The sequence below is a fragment of the Anaerobranca gottschalkii DSM 13577 genome, assembly GCF_900111575.1.
In the GTDB taxonomy this organism is placed as follows: domain Bacteria; phylum Bacillota; class Proteinivoracia; order Proteinivoracales; family Proteinivoracaceae; genus Anaerobranca; species Anaerobranca gottschalkii.
This window is the reverse complement of sequence record NZ_FOIF01000020.1, coordinates 1-17434: the sequence shown is the minus strand read 5'-3', so window position 1 is coordinate 17434 and position 17434 is coordinate 1. Positions and strand designations below refer to the sequence as shown.

The 17434-nt window shown below is 34.5% G+C and carries 15 protein-coding genes; 12 read left to right on the top strand and 3 right to left on the bottom strand.

The window, feature by feature from the left end; genetic code table 11:
- Positions 1–48 precede the first annotated feature (48 nt).
- Positions 49–1206: an amidohydrolase gene (locus BMX60_RS06390; RefSeq protein ID WP_091350483.1), complete on the top strand. Its 1158-nt coding sequence runs from the start codon at positions 49–51 to the stop codon at positions 1204–1206.
- On the top strand, positions 1196–2368 hold the full coding sequence (locus tag BMX60_RS06385) for an amidohydrolase (RefSeq protein ID WP_091350481.1): 1173 nt from the start codon (positions 1196–1198) through the stop codon (positions 2366–2368). The genes BMX60_RS06390 and BMX60_RS06385 overlap by 11 nt, the downstream gene beginning before the upstream one ends.
- A 313-nt stretch (positions 2369–2681) precedes the next feature.
- On the opposite strand, the gene BMX60_RS06380 is transcribed toward BMX60_RS06385, so the two are convergent.
- Together BMX60_RS06380 and BMX60_RS06375 are read right to left on the bottom strand one after the other, a co-directional pair.
- Positions 2682–4103: a sensor histidine kinase gene (locus BMX60_RS06380; RefSeq protein ID WP_091350479.1), complete on the bottom strand. Its 1422-nt coding sequence runs from the start codon at positions 4101–4103 to the stop codon at positions 2682–2684.
- A complete protein-coding gene (locus BMX60_RS06375) occupies positions 4103–4801 on the bottom strand; it encodes a response regulator transcription factor (protein WP_091350477.1) in 699 nt (232 codons plus the stop codon). The genes BMX60_RS06380 and BMX60_RS06375 overlap by 1 nt, the downstream gene beginning before the upstream one ends.
- Positions 4802–5209: 408 nt before the next feature.
- Here BMX60_RS06375 and BMX60_RS06370 point away from each other — a divergent pair, with 408 nt between their 5' ends.
- The 6 genes from BMX60_RS06370 (at position 5210) to BMX60_RS06345 (ending at position 12532) form a co-directional block, all read left to right on the top strand.
- On the top strand, positions 5210–6874 hold the full coding sequence (locus BMX60_RS06370; RefSeq protein ID WP_091350475.1) for an L-lactate permease: 1665 nt from the start codon (positions 5210–5212) through the stop codon (positions 6872–6874).
- A gap of 108 nt (positions 6875–6982) precedes the next feature.
- Positions 6983–7705, top strand: a complete 723-nt coding sequence (locus BMX60_RS06365; RefSeq protein ID WP_091350473.1) for a FadR/GntR family transcriptional regulator — start codon at positions 6983–6985, stop codon at positions 7703–7705.
- A 76-nt stretch (positions 7706–7781) separates the two neighbouring features.
- Positions 7782–9056 (top strand): nickel-dependent lactate racemase, encoded by a 1275-nt coding sequence (gene larA, locus BMX60_RS06360; protein ID WP_091350471.1) that lies wholly within the window; start codon positions 7782–7784, stop codon positions 9054–9056.
- Positions 9057–9092: 36 nt separating this feature from the next.
- On the top strand, positions 9093–9878 hold the full coding sequence (locus tag BMX60_RS06355) for an electron transfer flavoprotein subunit beta/FixA family protein (RefSeq protein ID WP_091350469.1): 786 nt from the start codon (positions 9093–9095) through the stop codon (positions 9876–9878).
- Positions 9879–9894: 16 nt separating this feature from the next.
- Positions 9895–11097, top strand: a complete 1203-nt coding sequence (locus BMX60_RS06350) for an electron transfer flavoprotein subunit alpha (protein ID WP_423230156.1) — start codon at positions 9895–9897, stop codon at positions 11095–11097.
- 22 nt (positions 11098–11119) lie between these two features.
- Positions 11120–12532 (top strand): FAD-binding oxidoreductase, encoded by a 1413-nt coding sequence (locus BMX60_RS06345; RefSeq protein ID WP_091350465.1) that lies wholly within the window; start codon positions 11120–11122, stop codon positions 12530–12532.
- A 103-nt stretch (positions 12533–12635) separates the two neighbouring features.
- Here BMX60_RS06345 and BMX60_RS06340 read toward each other — a convergent pair whose 3' ends face one another.
- Positions 12636–13067, bottom strand: coding sequence for an NUDIX domain-containing protein (locus tag BMX60_RS06340; protein WP_091350463.1), 432 nt, complete (start codon positions 13065–13067; stop codon positions 12636–12638).
- A gap of 152 nt (positions 13068–13219) precedes the next feature.
- Here BMX60_RS06340 and BMX60_RS06335 point away from each other — a divergent pair, with 152 nt between their 5' ends.
- The 4 genes from BMX60_RS06335 (at position 13220) to BMX60_RS06320 (ending at position 17367) form a co-directional block, all read left to right on the top strand.
- The gene (locus BMX60_RS06335) at positions 13220–14005 is read left to right on the top strand and encodes a DUF2797 domain-containing protein (protein WP_091350462.1); all 786 of its coding nucleotides are present in this window, start codon (positions 13220–13222) and stop codon (positions 14003–14005) included.
- 91 nt (positions 14006–14096) lie between these two features.
- Positions 14097–15326, top strand: coding sequence for a cytochrome c biogenesis ResB family protein (locus tag BMX60_RS06330; protein ID WP_091350460.1), 1230 nt, complete (start codon positions 14097–14099; stop codon positions 15324–15326).
- Positions 15304–16113 (top strand): c-type cytochrome biogenesis protein CcsB, encoded by an 810-nt coding sequence (gene ccsB / locus BMX60_RS06325; protein WP_242945723.1) that lies wholly within the window; start codon positions 15304–15306, stop codon positions 16111–16113. The genes BMX60_RS06330 and ccsB overlap by 23 nt, the downstream gene beginning before the upstream one ends.
- A gap of 33 nt (positions 16114–16146) precedes the next feature.
- On the top strand, positions 16147–17367 hold the full coding sequence (locus BMX60_RS06320; protein WP_091350459.1) for an ammonia-forming cytochrome c nitrite reductase subunit c552: 1221 nt from the start codon (positions 16147–16149) through the stop codon (positions 17365–17367).
- Positions 17368–17434: the final 67 nt, after the last annotated feature.

The window sequence follows — 17434 nt, the reverse complement described above, 5'->3', positions numbered from 1 at the left end:
ATTTTTTAAAATCTTGTCGAATTAGGTATAAAAAAGGAGGTTGGTAATATGTTAGCAATTGTTAATGGAAAAATTTATACTATGGCAGGAGAAGTGTTAGAAAAGGGAACTATTTTAGTTGAAGGAACAAAAATTAAAGGGATAGGAACTGATTTAGAAATCCCAGAAGGAGCTGAGATAATAGATGCAGCTGGGAAAGTGGTCATGCCAGGTATAATTGATGCCCATTCCCATATAGGAATCTTTGAAGAAGGAATGGGTTTTGAAGGGGCTGATGGCAATGAAATGACTAATCCATCAACACCCCATTTAAGGGCAATCGATGCTATCAATCCAATGGATAGTGCCTTTGTAGATGCCTATAAAGGTGGTATTACCACTGTGGTATCTGGACCGGGAAGTGCCAATGTCATCGGTGGTTTAGCCTTAGCTATGAAAACATATGGTAAAATCATCGATGAAATGGTTATTCTCAATCCATCTGGTTTAAAATGTGCCTTTGGGGAAAATCCTAAGAGGGTATATAATTCTCAAAAGAAAATGCCTACAACCCGAATGGGTACTGCTGCCATTATGAGGGAAGAATTGATTAAAGCACAAAACTACCTCAAAAAATTAGAAAAGGGAGAAAAAGATGAAGATAAAGCCCCAGAAAGGGACTTAAAAATGGAAAGTTTAGTAAAGGTATTGAAAAAAGAAATACCTTTAAGGGCCCATGCCCATAGAGCAGATGATATCGTTACTGCTTTAAGAATAGCAGAGGAGTTTGATGTAAATATAACCATTGAACACTGTACAGAAGGTCATTTGATTGCTGATTACTTAAGTAAAAAAGGGGTATCGGTAATTATCGGTCCAACCCTTACTGCAAAACCTAAGATAGAGTTACAAAATTTAACCTTTGAAACAGGGCGTATACTATATGAAGCTGGAGTTAAATTTGCAATTATGACAGATCATCCTGTTATTCCTCAACAGTATTTACCAATCTGTGCTGCTTTAGCCCATAAAGATGGCTTACCTGAAGAAGAAGCTTTAAAAGCTATTACAATAAATGCAGCGGAAATTATTGGTGTAGCTGATAGGGTTGGTAGTCTAGAAGTAGGTAAAGATGCCGATATCATTATTTTAAGTGGTCATTTATTCGATTATAAAACAGTGGTGGAAAAAACGATAATCAATGGAGAGATTGTTTATGAACGCTAGAAAAAAAGCTTTAGTTAATGGTTTATTATATACCATTAAAGATCGGGAGCCATTTTATGGTAATTTGTTAATAGAAGATGATAAAATTGCAAAAGTTGGGGATTTTTCAATCCCAGAAGATTGTGAAGTCATCGATTTAAATGGAGCTTTAGTATTTCCAGGATTTATCGATCCCCATACCCATTTAGGGATTTATGAACAGGGAATGGGTTTTGAAGGGGCTGACGGTAATGAATTAACTTCACCTAATACGGCAAATCTTTTTGCTTTAGATGCCATTAACCCTAGTGATAGCGGTTTTACCGATGCTATCAAAGCTGGTATTACCACATCCTTTGTAATACCAGGAAGTGGTAATGTGGTAGGTGGAGTTGGAGTGGTAGTAAAAAATTGGTCAGAGAATATTATCATAGAATCGAGGGTTGTAAAAAATTACGCCGGTTTAAAAGCTGCCTTAGGGGAAAATCCTAAGCGGGTTTATAATAGTAAAAAAATGTGTCCATCTACAAGAATGGGTACAGCGGCTACCTTACGGGAAGCCCTTGTGGAAGCCCTCAATTACCAAAGGAAGTTAAATAAAGGAAAAGAAAATGGAGATAAAGAACCAGAAAGGAATTTAAAACTTGAAAACATATTAAAGGTAATAAATAAAGAAATGCCTTTAAGGATCCATGCCCATAGGGCAGATGATATAGCCACAGCTATTCGTATTGCCCAAGAGTTTGATTTTGAAATGTCTATTGAACATGCCAGTGAAGCCCATTTGATTGTGGATTATGTAGCAAAATTTAATTATCCTTTAGTAGTAGGTCCATCCTTAGGTGTTCCTTCTAAAATTGAAACTAAAAACAAGACTTTGAAGTCACTGAAGATCTTATCTGATGCTGGATTAACAGTATCTATAACTACAGATCATCCAGTATTGCCAATCTATCAGTTAATCCATGCAGCAGCATTAGCAGTAAGGGAAGGGTTAGATGAATATGAGGCATTAAAAATGATTACAATAAATCCAGCCAAAACTTTAGGTTTAGAACATAGATTAGGTTCTTTAGAAGAAGGTAAGGATGCAGATATTGCCGTTTATGATAAACACCCCTTTAACTTCACCGCTAAATGTTTATATACCTTTGTAAATGGTAAATGTGCTTATAAAGGCTAAAGAGGAGCTTATTTGCTCCTCTCAGACTGAAGACAAACTATAACAAAGTCATCATCAGCTGTGGTAATTAAACAAAGATACGATTAAGTCGAGGAGGTAGATTTAAGAGCTGATTAGATAAAAGGAAGAAGGGGTGAGGAACAGGACGTTCCGAAAGCTCTATTGAGCCATGGACGGCGAATTAGAGCGGTACCCTTCTTCCTTTTAGATAGAAGCCTTAAATCTCGACGGAGACTTTGTTAGAATGTTTAATTACCACAGCCTTTAAAAAATGACTTTGTCTACAAACTGAGAGGAGCTTATTTGCTCCTCTTTAATTTTTAGGTAAAATAACTTTAAATACAGCCCCTAAATCAGAGGGAATTACATAAATATCCCCTCCGTGTAACTGAATTAAGTGTTTAGCGATAGCCAACCCTAGACCAGCTCCACCTTTTTTAGTAGAACGGGATTTATCCCCTTTATAAAACCTTTGGAAAATATAAGGGAGGTCTTCTTCAGAAATCCCTGGGCCATCGTCCTTAATAGTGACTTCTAAAGCTTTAGTTTTAGAAGTCATTTCTATTTCTACCCTTTTGTTAGCATATCTGATGGCATTATCTAAAAGGTTGACAAAAACTTGTTTTAATCGATCTCTATCTCCAACAAAATTTAACTGTTGTGGGGAAGAGAAGGTTACTTTGACGCCCTTATCTTCATAAAGGGGAGTAAGTTGTTGGATACACTCTTCCATCAATTGGGATAGATTAAAGGGATTGCGGTGAAGTTGAATATGTCCTTGTTTAATCCTCTCTAAATCTAAAAGGTCATTGGTTAAATTGATCATTCTCTTAATTTCATTGACGGTAATTTTTAAATAATGCTCTTGTTGTTCAGCAGTGATAATTCCATCTATCATACCTTGAATAAAACCTAAAGTAGATGTTAATGGTGTTCTAAGTTCATGGGAAACAGTGGATAAAAACTGGCGGTGATTTTCATCTTGTTTTGCCAATTGCTCTCCCATGTAATTAAAGGAATTTGCCAGTTGTTCTAGTTCATCATCTGTTTTAACATGGACTGGTACAAAACGGCCAGAAGCCATAGATAAAGCAGCATTATTTAGTTGGATAATTGGTTTTGTAAACCTTTTAGAAAGTATAAAAGAAGCAAAAACAGTAACTAAACTACCTGTAAGTCCAACAAACCAAATTAGTCCATTAACCCTCTTGACTATACCGGTAATATCTTGAACTGGTTGACTTATAATAATAATTCCTAGAGTTTTATTATCTTTTATTAAAGGTGTGAAAAGGTTTAATGCCCTTTCCGATGTTTCGGTGGAAATTGATAATTCTCTGACATTACATCCCGATGCAGCTTTATTTAGTTGGGGCATAAAAGTTTCTTTTAAGTAAGTCCGTTGTCCTAGGTGATGTCTTCCTCCCATCATAATCATAGATGAATTAAATAGTATTCTTCCTTCTAAGTCTGTTATGAGGACAATGGCATTGGTAGCTTGAGAAAAGGTCCTTACGGCTATTCCAAATTCTAAATAACTGATTTGTCCTTCCTGATACTGTATAAAAATATCAGAAATTTCTTTAGCGGTATTTTCTAACCTTCTAAACTCATCTAAATAATATAACCTTTGAAAGGAAATCCGTAAAACTACAGAAATAGCAAACAAAATAAGGACTAGCACCATTGTATAAATAATTAACAGTTTTGCAAAAAGGCTCCTTCTTTTTAGCATTAAATCTTCACCTCAAACTTATAACCAACCCCCCAAACGGTGGTAATTGCCCAATTTTTGTGATCGGGAATTTTTTTTCTTAGTCTTTTAATATGTTCATCTACTGTTCTGGAATTCCCCGGATAATTATAATCCCAAATTTTTTCTAATAAATACTCCCTAGTAAAAACTTTGTTTGGATGAGAGGCCAAGAAAAATAAAAGTTCAATTTCCTTTGGTGAAAGCTCAATGTTTTTACCGTAATAACTAACTAAATAAGAGGAAAGATTGATAACTAAATCTGGATAACTGATGATTTTTTCATCTTTATCCTTATTATCAATAGATGATTTAATTAAAGTAGCTCTACGGATAGCTGCTTTTACCCTTGCTACTAACTCCCTAGGTTCAAAGGGCTTAACTACATAATCATCGGCACCTATTTCAAATCCTACTACTTTATCAATTACATCATCCTTTGCTGTCAACATAATGATTGGGATATCACTTTCTTTTCGAATTTCCTTTAATACTTCATACCCATTAAGTATAGGAAGCATTATATCAAGAATTATTAAATCAGGTTTTTGATCACGAAAATTATCTATAGCAGATTTACCATCATGAGCGATGGTTGTTTTGTATCCTTCGTTATTTAGGTATAATTTGACAACTTCACAAATGTTAGGATCATCATCGACAATTAAGATCTTTTCCATCTAAACTACCTCCTTTGATTAAGGCTACTAACTTTATAATACCATTTATATATAAAATTAACATAACTTCAAATGATAATTTACTTTTTGTTTACAAGCCAACTCCTTTAATATTTTAACAAATAACAGTAATAAAAAATTTTTGAATTTATATTTTATTCTAGAAAGCTTGTTTTACCGGTAATAATAAGAAAAAAATAAAAGTCAATCTAGGGGTTGTGAATGTGAAAACGTTCATTTAATACAGAATTTTCTTGACATTTCGAAAAATCAGCCTTACAATTAAGTTGTAAGGTGGTCAGACCATCTGAGGTGCCATTACATATCATTGTTTAAGATAATAGTTTGTGCTTAATGCACAGATAAAATAAAGGGGGAAAATCTAATAAAAAAGGGAGTGTTGATTTGATGTTGGCTTTATTGGCTGTTTTACCTATTCTAGTAACAATTGTTCTTATGACAAAGTACAATATGCCGGCAAAAAAAGTTATGCCCATTAGTTGGGCAATTGCTGTGATTTTAGCAGCATCGGTTTGGAAGATGAGTTTTCAATGGATTGCTGGAGCCAGTATTTTTGGAGCTTTATCTGCATTTAATATTTTAATAATTGTTTTTGGTGCAATTTTGATGATGAATACCTTAAAAAATAGTGGGGCAATAAAAGCTATTAACAAAGGTTTTCATGGAATTTCACCAGATAGAAGAATTCAGGTAATCCTTATAGCCTGGTTATTTTCAGCATTTATCGAAGGAGCTGCAGGCTTTGGTACACCAGCAGCTTTAGCGGCACCACTGTTAGTAGCACTAGGTTTTCCACCATTAGCTGCTGCTATGGTCGCCCTAATTGGCAATAGTACTCCAGTTTCCTTTGGTGCAGTGGGAACTCCTGTTAATGCTTACAGAAATATGGTAAGTGTTGAAGCTTTAGCGGGAGCTGACCTTACTTTAGATGCCTTTATTAAAAATGTAGGGATTTGGTCAGCTATTCCCCATGCTATTGTAGGTACTTTTTTGCCATTACTTGCCTTATGTATGTTAACTAAGTTCTTCGGAAAAGAAAAAAGTATTAAACCTGCCCTAAAGGCTGCCCCCTTTGCCATCTTTGCAGGTTTAGCCTTTACAGTACCTTATTTACTAGTTGCAATTATCTTTGGTATTGAAATTCCTTCACTAGTAGGTGCGGGAGTTGGAATGATTTTAGTTATTCTTGCAGTTAAAGGAAACTTTTTAGTTCCAAAGGATGTTTGGGATTTTCCTCCTCAAGATGAATGGGAAGAAGATTGGAAAAGTAAAGTTAAAGAAGAGGTTGTTAAAACCGATAGTGGAGAAAAACTAATGCCTTTATGGTTAGCTTGGCTTCCCTACGCTATTATTGCTTTAATTTTAGTAATTACCCGCTTGCCTAATTTACCGGTAAAGGGATACTTACAAGGTTTTAAAATAGGGTGGAATGGTATTTTAGGGACTTCATTAAATTATTCTTTAGAATATTTGTATTTACCGGGAACAGTACCCTTTATTTTAGTGGCAATACTGACAATATTTTTACACAAGATGGATAAGGAAAGGGTATCTGTTGCATGGAAAAATTCCTTTAAACAAGTATTACCAGCCTCAATAGCTTTAGCTTTTGCCGTAGCTTTAGTTCAGGTTATGAGGTTCTCCCAGGTAAATGAAGCAGGAATTGATGGCATGATGTTAACAATGTCCACCGCAGCATCTAATATCTTCCAAGGTGCTTGGCCAATATTTTCACCTTTCATTGGGATTTTAGGTTCTTTCATGTCTGGAAGTAATACAGTATCTAATATTTTATTTGGTTCCTTCCAATACGGAGTGGCAGAAAGTTTGGGAGTTTCAAGGACAATAATTTTAGGGCTCCAGACAGTGGGTGGAGCTATCGGTAATATGATTTGTGTTCATAATGTTGTGGCCGCTTGTACCACTGTAGGAATCTTAGGGGTAGAAGGTAAGATTATAAGAAGAAATGCAATTCCCTCCTTTATTTATGCGTTACTAGTAGGTATTGTTGGTTTTGTAACCATATATATTTTAAATTTAGGAATTTTCTAGAAAAAAATAGCTATTAACATTTACAATCCCCTCCATTTAATATAAAATTAAATTTATAGGAATAATTTTATCTTCTATAAGATTTAAAGAGAATGGAGGGGGAAGTAGATGTTTCACCCTATAAAAGATGTAAAGGTTTATGAACTGGTTATAGAGCAAATTAAAAATATGATAATTGAAGGTAAACTAAAAAGGGGAGATAAACTTCCTTCAGAACGGGAATTAGTGGAGCAGTTGCAAGTAAGTAGAGCATCTATCAGAGAAGCTTTAAGTGCTTTACAAATTATTGGTTTAATAGAAAGTAGGCATGGTGAAGGAAACTTTATTAAAGAAAAATTAGATAATAATTTTTTAGAGCCTTTATCAACTTTGTTTTTGTTAGAAGAACAGTCTCCTAAAGAAATTTTAGAGTTTAGAACAATTTTAGAAGTAAGTAGTGCTGCTATGGCAGCAAAAAATGCCACTACTGAGCAGATCTTGATGTTACAAAATGTTGTTAAAGATCTCGAGGAAAATCGTAAAGATGAAGATTTAAATATCAAATTAGATAAAAAATTCCACTATACAATAGCTCAAATAACAGGAAATCGCTTGCTTTATAATATTTTAAATTCAATTTCAGATCTTATAGATATCTCAATCAAATATACTAGAAGTAAAATTTTAATGGATCCTAAAAACCAAGAAATATTAATCGAACAACATAAAGGGATTTTTGCAGCTATTGCTAAAGGGGATCCTGAATTAGCATCGGAGAGAATGAAGAGTCATTTAGACTATGTAAATAAATGTATAATAGAACAAGAGCAAAAAAGATTATCTAGTTTTTAAACAAATTTTTTTTAAGGTAACTGGTCTGACCATCAGACTTAATAAAGGGTATTAGATACTATAAAGGAGGAATTTTATGCCTAAATTCAAAATACCTTATTCAACTACTTTTGTGGAGGTCGATATTCCAGAAGAAAATTTTGCAGGGGTGTTAGAATCAAAAGCCCATCACTTTGTCCCAGAGCTAACAGAAACAGAAATTGTAGAGAAAGCTTTAGATAATCCTATCGGTAGTCCCAGTTTAGAAGAGTTAGTTAAAGGTAAAAAGAATATGGTGATTATTACCAGTGACCATACTAGACCTGTTCCCAGTAAAATTACTTTACCTATCTTACTTAGAAGAATTCGGAAGGTTAATCCTGATATCGATATCACAATATTGATTGCAACCGGTTTTCATCGGGCTACTACCCATGATGAGATGATTAAAAAATTTGGGGAAGAGATCGTTAAAAAAGAAAAAATAGTAAATCATGTTTGTTGGGATCAAGAAAAGATGGCATTTGTGGGAATTTTACCATCTGGTGGTGAACTGTGGTTAAACAAATTGGCGGTAGAAACAGAGCTCCTCATCTCTGAAGGTTTTATTGAACCTCACTTTTTCGCAGGTTTTTCTGGGGGAAGGAAAAGTGTACTTCCAGGTATCGCAGGGGAAAAAACTGTACTTGCCAATCATTGTTCAAAGTTTATAGCTAGCCCCTTTGCTAGAACTGGGGTGCTGGAAAACAACCCTATTCATAAAGATATGGTTTTTGCTGCAGAAAAAGTTGGTCTTAAATTTATATTAAATGTAGTAATTGATGCCCAGAAAAAGATTATTCATGCTGTTTCGGGACATCCGCAAAAAGCCCATGAAAAAGGTTGTCAATTCGTAAAGGATCTAGCAGTTGTGGAAAAAGTACCAGCTGATATTGTAATTACATCTAATGGGGGATATCCATTAGATCAAAATATTTATCAAACTGTAAAGGGGATGACAGCGGCAGAGGCATCATGTAAGGAAGGGGGAGTAATAATTATTCTTTCTGCATGTAATGATGGCCATGGTGGTGAATCCTTTTATCAGTATATGGCCAATGCTTCATGTCCTAGGGAAGTTACTGAAAAGGTATTACAAATTCCCCAAAATGAGACAATCCCAGATCAATGGGAATTTCAGATTCTAGCTAGAATATTGGAAAAACATACAGTGTTTATAGTGACAGACCAGTGTGATAAAAAAATGATTGAAGATATGCATATAAAGCATGCCTATACTGTTACAGAAGCTTTAGAAAAAGCTTTTCAAATCAAAGGGAAAGATGCTTCAATAACTGTAATTCCCGACGGTGTTTCAGTTATAGTTAAATAACTTTTAAATAAAGTAAAAACATGGGGAGGAGAAATAATGAAGATTTTTGTATGTGTTAAGCAGGTTCCTGAATCATCTAATGTTGCCGTTGATGAAAATGGTGTTTTGATCAGGGATGGAGTAGAATCAAAAATGAATCCATATGACCTTTATGCCTTAGAAACAGCCCTTAAATTAAAAGAACAACTGGGGGCAGAAGTTACTGTAATTACCATGGGACCACCTCAGGCTGAAAGTGTAATAAAAGAAGCTTATATGATGGGAGTTGACCATGGCTATATCCTTTCTGACCGTAAGTTTGCTGGAGCCGATGTTTTAGCAACATCTTATACTATATCCCAAGGTATTAAATCTATTGGAGAACCAGATTTAATAATCTGTGGTAAACAAACTACTGATGGGGATACTGCCCAAGTAGGTCCTGCAATAGCAGAATATCTCAACATGCCCCATGTCGCTTGGGTAACAAAAATCATAGAAGCTGATAATCAAGGTATTATTGTTGAAATGGATATGGCAGATACTGTGGAGACAGTAAAAATGCAATATCCCTGCTTGATCACTGTTGAAAAAGGGATTTTCCAACCTCGACTACCTTCTTATAGAAAGAAACTGGCAACTAAAGATAAACCGGTTATAATGAAAACTTTTGCCGATTTCTTTGATCAAGACCCCAATAGATATGGTTTAAGTGGTTCACCTACCCAAGTAGAAAGGATATTCAACCCTGAAAGTAATGGAGAAAAAGTTATTTGGGAAGGTACTGGTGAAGAACTATCTAATCAGATGTTTACTAAACTTAAAGAGTTAAAATTTATTTAAGGAGAGGATGGGGATTATGGCATTAGTGGTAAATCATAATAAGTGTACCCTTTGTGAAGTTTGTATAGAGGCTTGTCCCTTTAATGCTATTAGTGTTGAAGAAGGGAAAATTGTCATAGATGCTGCCTGTAAAATGTGTAAAATTTGTATTAAAAAATGTCCCTTAGAAGCAATGGGGATTGTAGATGAAGTTAGACCTGAAATAAATAAAGATGATTGGAAAGGTATAATGGTTTATGTAGAACATGTGGAGGGGAATATCCATCCTGTAACATATGAACTGATAGGGAAAGCTAGGGAACTGGCTGCGAAAATAAATCATCCTGTTTATGCCCTATTTTTGGGAGATAAAATTACCAAACAAGGGGATAAACTTCTCCAGTACGGTGTAGATAAAGTATTTGTTTATGACTATAAAGAATTGGAACACTTTAGAGTAGATTCTTATACAGCGGCCTTTGAAGATTGTATTAATAAAGTAAAACCAACAATCATTTTAGTAGGGGCAACTTCAGTAGGTAGGTCCTTAGCTCCTAGAATAGCTACAAGGTTTAGAACAGGACTTACGGCAGATTGTACTGTCCTTGATGTGAAGGAAAATACCGATTTAGTCCAAATAAGACCTGCTTTTGGTGGTAATATTATGGCTCAAATAGTAACACCAAACCACAGACCCCAATTGGCTACAGTGAGATATAAAGTTATGGATGCAGCGGAAAAAGTTAAAAACCCTACAGGAACTTTGGAGGTTTGTGAAATAGACCCTAAAAAATTAAAATCAAGAATTGAAGTACTTAAAGTGGCTAAGAAGGAAAAGGTGGCAAGTATTAGTGATGCTGATGTATTAATTGTAGCAGGTAGAGGTATAAAAGAGAAAAAAGATATGGCAATGGTACAGGAATTAGCAGACCTTTTAGGAGGACAAATTGCAGTAACCCGTCCTTTAATAGAAGCTGGTTGGGGTAACCATTCTCAACAAATTGGTTTATCAGGTAGAACAGTTCGCCCAAAACTGATGATTACCTTAGGAGTTTCAGGAGCAGTACAGTTTACCGCAGGTATGGGGGGAGCGGAAAATGTATTTGCCATCAATAAAGATCCTAATGCCCCAATCTTTAATGTAGCCCATTACGGTATAGTTGGAGATCTTTACGAAGTAGTGCCAAAACTTATTCAAATGATTAAAAACGGTGAAGATATTACCGAATTAGCAGTTTAATTATTCAAGGGAGGGAGAAAAGATGGAATACCAAAAAATTAGACCACAAGATATAAACTATCTAATCAGTGTTACTTCTGAAGATAGAGTTTACTATGGTGAAGATATCAATGAGGATTATTCCCATGATGAAATGCAAGAATATGGAAGATTCATGCCAGAGGTAGTAGTGGAGGTATTGACTACTGAAGAAGTTTCTAAAATAATGAGATATGCTTATGAAAATAATATACCTGTAACACCTAGAGGTTCCGGTACAGGTTTATGTGGTGGAGCTGTAGCTATCCACGGTGGAATTATGATTTCAACTTTAAAAATGAATAAGATTTTAGAAATAGATGAAGAAAACTTAATGGCTAAAGTACAAGCAGGGGTTTTACTTATGGATTTTAATAAGGCTGTCACAGAAAAAAATCTCTTCTACCCACCAGATCCCGGTGAAAAAAGTGCTACTTTAGGGGGAAATGTGATGACTAATGCCGGGGGTATGAGAGCTGTTAAATACGGTGTCACCCGGGATTATGTTAGGGGAATGACTGTTGTTTTACCTAATGGTGAAATTATCGAAACCGGTGGTAAAGTTATTAAAAATAGCTCAGGATACAGTATTAAAGATATTATGATCGGTTCCGAGGGAACTTTAGGAATTGTAACAGAAATTATTGTTAGATTACTTCCATTACCTAAAAAAGCTGTTTCACTCCTTGTTCCTTTCCCAAGTTTAGATAAATGTATTGAAACAGTTCCCTTTATCTTAAGATCCCGTTCAATTCCTACGGCAGTGGAATTTATGCAAAGGGAAGTAATTGAAGCTGCTGAGGAACATTTAGGTAGGGAATTTCCAGATAAATCGGCAGATGCTTATCTCTTATTGAGTTTTGATGGAAATAGTAAAGAAGAAATTGAGGAAATCTATGATGAAGTGGCTCAATTGTGTTTAGAAAAGGGTGCAATTGATGTCCTGATTTCTAATACCCAAGAACGCCATGAATCCATTTGGTCAACAAGGGGAGCATTTTTAGAGGCAATAAAAGGTTCAACTCCACAAGGTCTTGACGAATGTGATGTAGTAGTTCCTAAAAATAGAGTAGCAGATTTTGTTAAATTCTGTGCTCAGCTAGAAAAAGAGTTTGGAGTAAGGATCAGGCAGTTTGGTCATGCCGGTGATGGAAACTTACATGTTTACGCTTGTAAAGATAATTTAACAGATGAAGAGTGGAAACCAAAAGTTAAAGAGATAATGGAAAGAATGTATGAAAAAGCCATTGAACTTGAAGGGCAAGTTTCCGGTGAACATGGTATTGGCCATGCCAAAATCGGCTTCTTAGATGAATCGGTAGGGGATATTACCATGGAAATAATGAAAGGTATTAAAAAAGCCTTTGATCCTAAAAATATATTAAATCCAGGTAAAGTAGTAAAATACAATGCTTAATCCCTCTTATTAAATGATATATTTCTGTAATCTAATACGAATCTAATAATAATCTAATAATTTAAAAAGCAAGTTTAATCTTTTGGGATAAACTTGCTTTTTATTATTCACTTAATTCTTTAATAGCCTTGATACACCACAAACGTATTTCAGAATTTACATCTGGGGGGAGATTTTCTATTGAATACCAGCCCATTTCTTCACTTTCTTCACTAGGGATGAACTGGTCCTTCCCCTTTAGCTTAGCAAAATATACTAAATCTATATGTTGATGGTCATCCTTTATATTTTCTAGTTGAATCCCTTTAGGGAGGATCAATTGCTTAGGATAATCAATGTCTAAACCTTTTTCACCCACCAAAATTATATCTAAACCAGTCTCTTCTTTAACTTCCCTAACTGCTCCTTCATCGGGAATTTCATTGTCTTCTAGATGTCCGCCAGGTGGAAGCCACATGTTCAATTTTTTGTGTTTTAATAGTAAAACTTTACCTTGATGAACAACAAATACCGCTACAGCAAAATGTCTAACCATAACCCTTTCCTCCAGATTAATTTAGTTTAGTTATTTGATGGCAATTTGGTTAAATAAATTTTAAACCATTTATAAGTTAACTGCAACTAGCTTTTAGCCTTGTGCTAAATAGAATTATAAGGCATAATAAAGTTATGGGAGGAGTGAAGTTAATGGAATACGGAATTTTATATGGCATGGAACCTCAATTAGGGGAGGTTGTGAAATATACTATTAACATTGGAGATGGGCAAATATCGTTAAATCCTTGGATTGGTAAAAGAGTAAGAATTAGCTATAATGGAGTAAAAAACTGTATAGCTTGTGGGAGAGAAATAAAAAAGACATTTAATCAAGGTTATTGCTATCCTTGTTTTAGAGATTTAGCGGAAAATGATCTTTGTATTGTAAAACCCCACTTATGCCACTTTCATCAAGGGACTTGTAGAGACCAGGAATTTGCCCAAAATTATTGTTTTACAAAACACTATGTATATTTAGCTATAAGCAGTGGAGTTAAAGTAGGGATTACTAGGGAAAAAACTTTAACTAAAAGGTGGATGGATCAAGGGGCGGTGGAAGGTATTCCTATTGCCTTGGTACCTGATAGAAAAACAGCAGGTCTTTTGGAACATTTTCTATCAGAATATCTAAATGATAAAACTGATTGGCGGAAAATGTTAAATGGCGAAGAAACAGGGGAGTTAATTCCTTCCTTAGAACTGATAAAAAATGTCGTTAAAGATGAATTTCGCCCATTTTTAATTGAAGGAAAGGAAATAACAAAAATAACTTATCCCCATGCTAAACCGAAAAAAATGAAATCCATAGATTTAGATAAAAATAGTATTATTGAATCTAATTTATTAGGGATTAAAGGACAGTACCTTATTTTAGAAGATGGGGTATTAAACGTTAGAAAACACAGAGGTTACAATTGTATATTTGAATTAATATAAGTTTAAAAGAGGTTTATTGTGAAAACAGTGAATCTCTTTTTTTGTGTTTAAAAAGATAATTTTTGGGAATATTTAACACTGAGGTGATTTGATGAAAAAGTTGAGGATATTCTATTCTATGAAAACTGGGGTGGTACTGTTAATCCTAATAGGAATCTTATCGATTATCGGTACATTTATTCCACAACAAATGCCTTTACATTGGTATGAACATCGCTATGATTCCCGAACTTTTGCAGTAATAGAACTTTTTCAGTTACATGATATGTATCACAGCCGTTGGTTTAGTCTGTTGTTTACAGCCCTTACAATAAATCTATTCCTATGTAGTATAATTAGACTTCCCCAAATTTATAAAAAATGCAATACATCTTATTTCATTGGAAAAAATCATATTAAAACACCCTTAGAACTTGGGGTTATTAAAGAAAAATTATGGGTTTTAGGTTTTAAAAAATTTAAAGCTGATGGTAATTTGCTATACAGTACAAAGGGAAAAATAGGTTTTTTAGGTTCTTGGATAACCCATGTGGCTGTGTTGTCCCTTGTATTATTTTACTTTTTAGGGAAAATATATGGTTTTAGTTACCAAATATCAGGTTTACCCGGTGAAACCATAGAAGTTTTTAATACAGATTTACAAGTATATATTGAAGATTTCCTTGTAGATTTTAGAGATGATTTTTCTGTAAATAAGTATTATTCATATATTAAAATTTTAAATGCTGAAGAAGAATTTTCAGGAACTGTTTCCGTCAATAATCCTTTGAATTATAAGAATTATAGGTTTTATCAAGTAGCCACTGGTTGGGCTACTAAAATGAGCATAACCTTTGGTGGAGAGCCTAAGGTAGTAAGGCCAATGTATCAACAAGATTTTCATTTTATTGATGAGAATTCTAAAGTCAGGGTACTAGATATTCGCCCTGATGTTGTAAATAATAGTCCATTGGCAGAAAATCCAATAATTATTTATCAGTTGATCTATAAAAATAAAATCGAATCAATGAACTTTATAGAACCTAATAAGCCAATAAGGTGGAGGGGAAACACTATAGTTTTCAGCCAACCTGAGAGATATACAGTCTTAGAGATAACCAGTGATCCAACCCTACCTGGGGTATGGTTTGCCTCCCTGTTATTGATTCTAGGTTTATTCCTCTCTTTTTATGTTAACCCAAGATCAGTGGTAATTCGCCCACTTAGGGATGGGAATTACTTGATATATATATATTCCCCAAAAGACGAAGAACAGCTAATTGATAAATTAATAGATTTATTAAAAGGAGATGAAAATTATGTTAGAAAGAGTGTCGTTTAATTTAGCTTATATACTATACACATTATCTTTAGCTTTTTATTTGGGCTTTTTAGTACTACAAAAACTCTCCTATGCAAAGTGGGGATATAATTTATTAGGTTTAGGATGGATTTTCCATACAATTTCTATATTAAGCCGTTGGATTGTAGCAGGAAGACCTCCCTTAGCTAACCAATTTGAATTTTCCCTATGTTTTGCTTGGGGTATTTCCCTTTGTTTTTTAGTCTTTTCCCTTTACTACAAATATCCTGGACTAGGCATATTTATCCTTCCAGTTATCCTCCTTATAACTACATATGCTACTACTTTATCTAGAGAAATTAACCCTTTAATGCCAGCATTGCAAAGTAAGTGGCTATTGTATCATGTATTTACAGCGGTTTTTAGCTATGGAGCCTTTGGAGTAGCCTTTGGTTTGGGGATTTTGTATTTAGTTTTACATCGAACAAAAGAAGGAACTTTTATCAAAAACTATTTACCAAAACAGGAAAAAATAGAGCCATTAATTTATAAAACAGTGACCTTTGGGTTTTTGTTTCTCACACTTGTTATCATATCTGGGGCGGTATGGGCCCAAAAAGCCTGGACTAGGTATTGGGCTTGGGATCCTAAAGAAACTTGGTCATTAATTACATGGATTATTTATGCAGTATTTTTACATGTGAGAATCAATAAAAAGGTTAATGGAAAGACACTGGCCTGGTTTTCCATATTCGGATTTATTAGCGTATTATTCACTTATATGGGAGTAAATATTTTACTACCTAGTTTGCATAGTTATTTATAGAATCTGGGAAAAATAACCTTGAGGTGATTTTAAGTGACGAAAACACAAAAATACATTTTAATTAGTTTTTTAATATTAGTAGCAGTTTTTGTAGGGTATAACTTCACTAGACAATTTATGACCCAAGAAAGGGAACCTCAACCCAGTAAAATTTTAGATCCAGCTTATTGGCAGGATAAATATCCCGATATTTATCAATCATATCTTCGAAATTCCAATGAAGGGGATACTGAATTTGGTGGAGAACAGCAAATTGACTATATTAAAAAGTATCCACAAATATCTGTCCTCTATGAAGGATTTGGTTTTAGTAAAGAATATTTTTCCGCCAGGGGCCATGTCTATGCTTTAGAAGATGTAATAAATATTGGAAGACCTAAACCAGGAGCCTCTTGTTTAGCTTGTAAAAGTTCCGATTACGAAAGATTATATAATAAATATGGAGAAGATTTATTTGCCATGGATTTTGTTCAAATGGCCAATGAAGCAAAATACCCTATTACTTGTTATAGCTGTCATAGAAATAATCCTGGAGAACTCCATATAACTGTTCCCCATGCAGAGATAGGTTTTAAGCAACTGGACTTTGAAATAGAACGGGGAAGTAAAAACTGTGCCCAATGTCATGTAGAATATTATATAGACCCTGATACAAAAGCAATAGTATTGCCTTGGAAATACGGATTAACGGTAGAGGATTATGAAAGGTATTTTGATGAGAAAAACTTTGCCGATTGGGTCCATCCTAGGACTGGTACCCCCCTTATCAAAATTCAACATCCTGAATATGAAATGTACAGGGACAGTCCCCATCATAGGTTAGGAATGGACTGCAATGCCTGTCATATGCCTAAAATGGAAAATGATCAAGGGGAGACTTATGTTTCTCACTGGTGGACCAGTCCTTTAAAGACAGCGAGAGAATCCTGTCTAGGTTGTCATGTAAACCATGATGAACAAAGTATTGCTGACTGGGTAAATAGTAAGCAACAAGAGGTAGAAGATAAAACTAAAGAAGCTATGGATTTATTGGTGGATTTAATTGAAAAATTGGCTGTAAGGGTTGAAGAAGGAAATATCGAAGATGATATTTTAGAACAGGTTCGAAACTTACATCGTAGGGCACAAATAAGGTGGGACTTTATTTTCGCAGAAAATAGTACCGGTAGCCATCACTTTGCTAGAGCCCACGCTTATTTAGATGAATCTATAGATTTAGCAAAACAAGCTTTGCAAATTTTGGAAAATAATTAGCTATTGACTTTTAAATTTGAGATATATCTTGACTTTATCAGTAAAAATAAGATAAAAAGGCCTAGAA

What these genes read in the sequence shown, in the direction of transcription:
- BMX60_RS06390 (WP_091350483.1), top strand. Translation starts at nt 49, where the DNA reads ATGTTAGCAATTGTTAATGGAAAAATTTATACTATGGCAGGAGAAGTG.
- BMX60_RS06385 (WP_091350481.1), top strand. Translation starts at nt 1,196, where the DNA reads ATGAACGCTAGAAAAAAAGCTTTAGTTAATGGTTTATTATATACCATT.
- BMX60_RS06380 (WP_091350479.1), bottom strand. Translation starts at nt 4,103, where the DNA reads ATGCTAAAAAGAAGGAGCCTTTTTGCAAAACTGTTAATTATTTATACA.
- BMX60_RS06375 (WP_091350477.1), bottom strand. Translation starts at nt 4,801, where the DNA reads ATGGAAAAGATCTTAATTGTCGATGATGATCCTAACATTTGTGAAGTT.
- BMX60_RS06370 (WP_091350475.1), top strand. Translation starts at nt 5,210, where the DNA reads ATGTTGGCTTTATTGGCTGTTTTACCTATTCTAGTAACAATTGTTCTT.
- BMX60_RS06365 (WP_091350473.1), top strand. Translation starts at nt 6,983, where the DNA reads ATGTTTCACCCTATAAAAGATGTAAAGGTTTATGAACTGGTTATAGAG.
- larA (WP_091350471.1), top strand. Translation starts at nt 7,782, where the DNA reads ATGCCTAAATTCAAAATACCTTATTCAACTACTTTTGTGGAGGTCGAT.
- BMX60_RS06355 (WP_091350469.1), top strand. Translation starts at nt 9,093, where the DNA reads ATGAAGATTTTTGTATGTGTTAAGCAGGTTCCTGAATCATCTAATGTT.
- BMX60_RS06350 (WP_423230156.1), top strand. Translation starts at nt 9,895, where the DNA reads ATGGCATTAGTGGTAAATCATAATAAGTGTACCCTTTGTGAAGTTTGT.
- BMX60_RS06345 (WP_091350465.1), top strand. Translation starts at nt 11,120, where the DNA reads ATGGAATACCAAAAAATTAGACCACAAGATATAAACTATCTAATCAGT.
- BMX60_RS06340 (WP_091350463.1), bottom strand. Translation starts at nt 13,067, where the DNA reads ATGGTTAGACATTTTGCTGTAGCGGTATTTGTTGTTCATCAAGGTAAA.
- BMX60_RS06335 (WP_091350462.1), top strand. Translation starts at nt 13,220, where the DNA reads ATGGAATACGGAATTTTATATGGCATGGAACCTCAATTAGGGGAGGTT.
- BMX60_RS06330 (WP_091350460.1), top strand. Translation starts at nt 14,097, where the DNA reads ATGAAAAAGTTGAGGATATTCTATTCTATGAAAACTGGGGTGGTACTG.
- ccsB (WP_242945723.1), top strand. Translation starts at nt 15,304, where the DNA reads ATGTTAGAAAGAGTGTCGTTTAATTTAGCTTATATACTATACACATTA.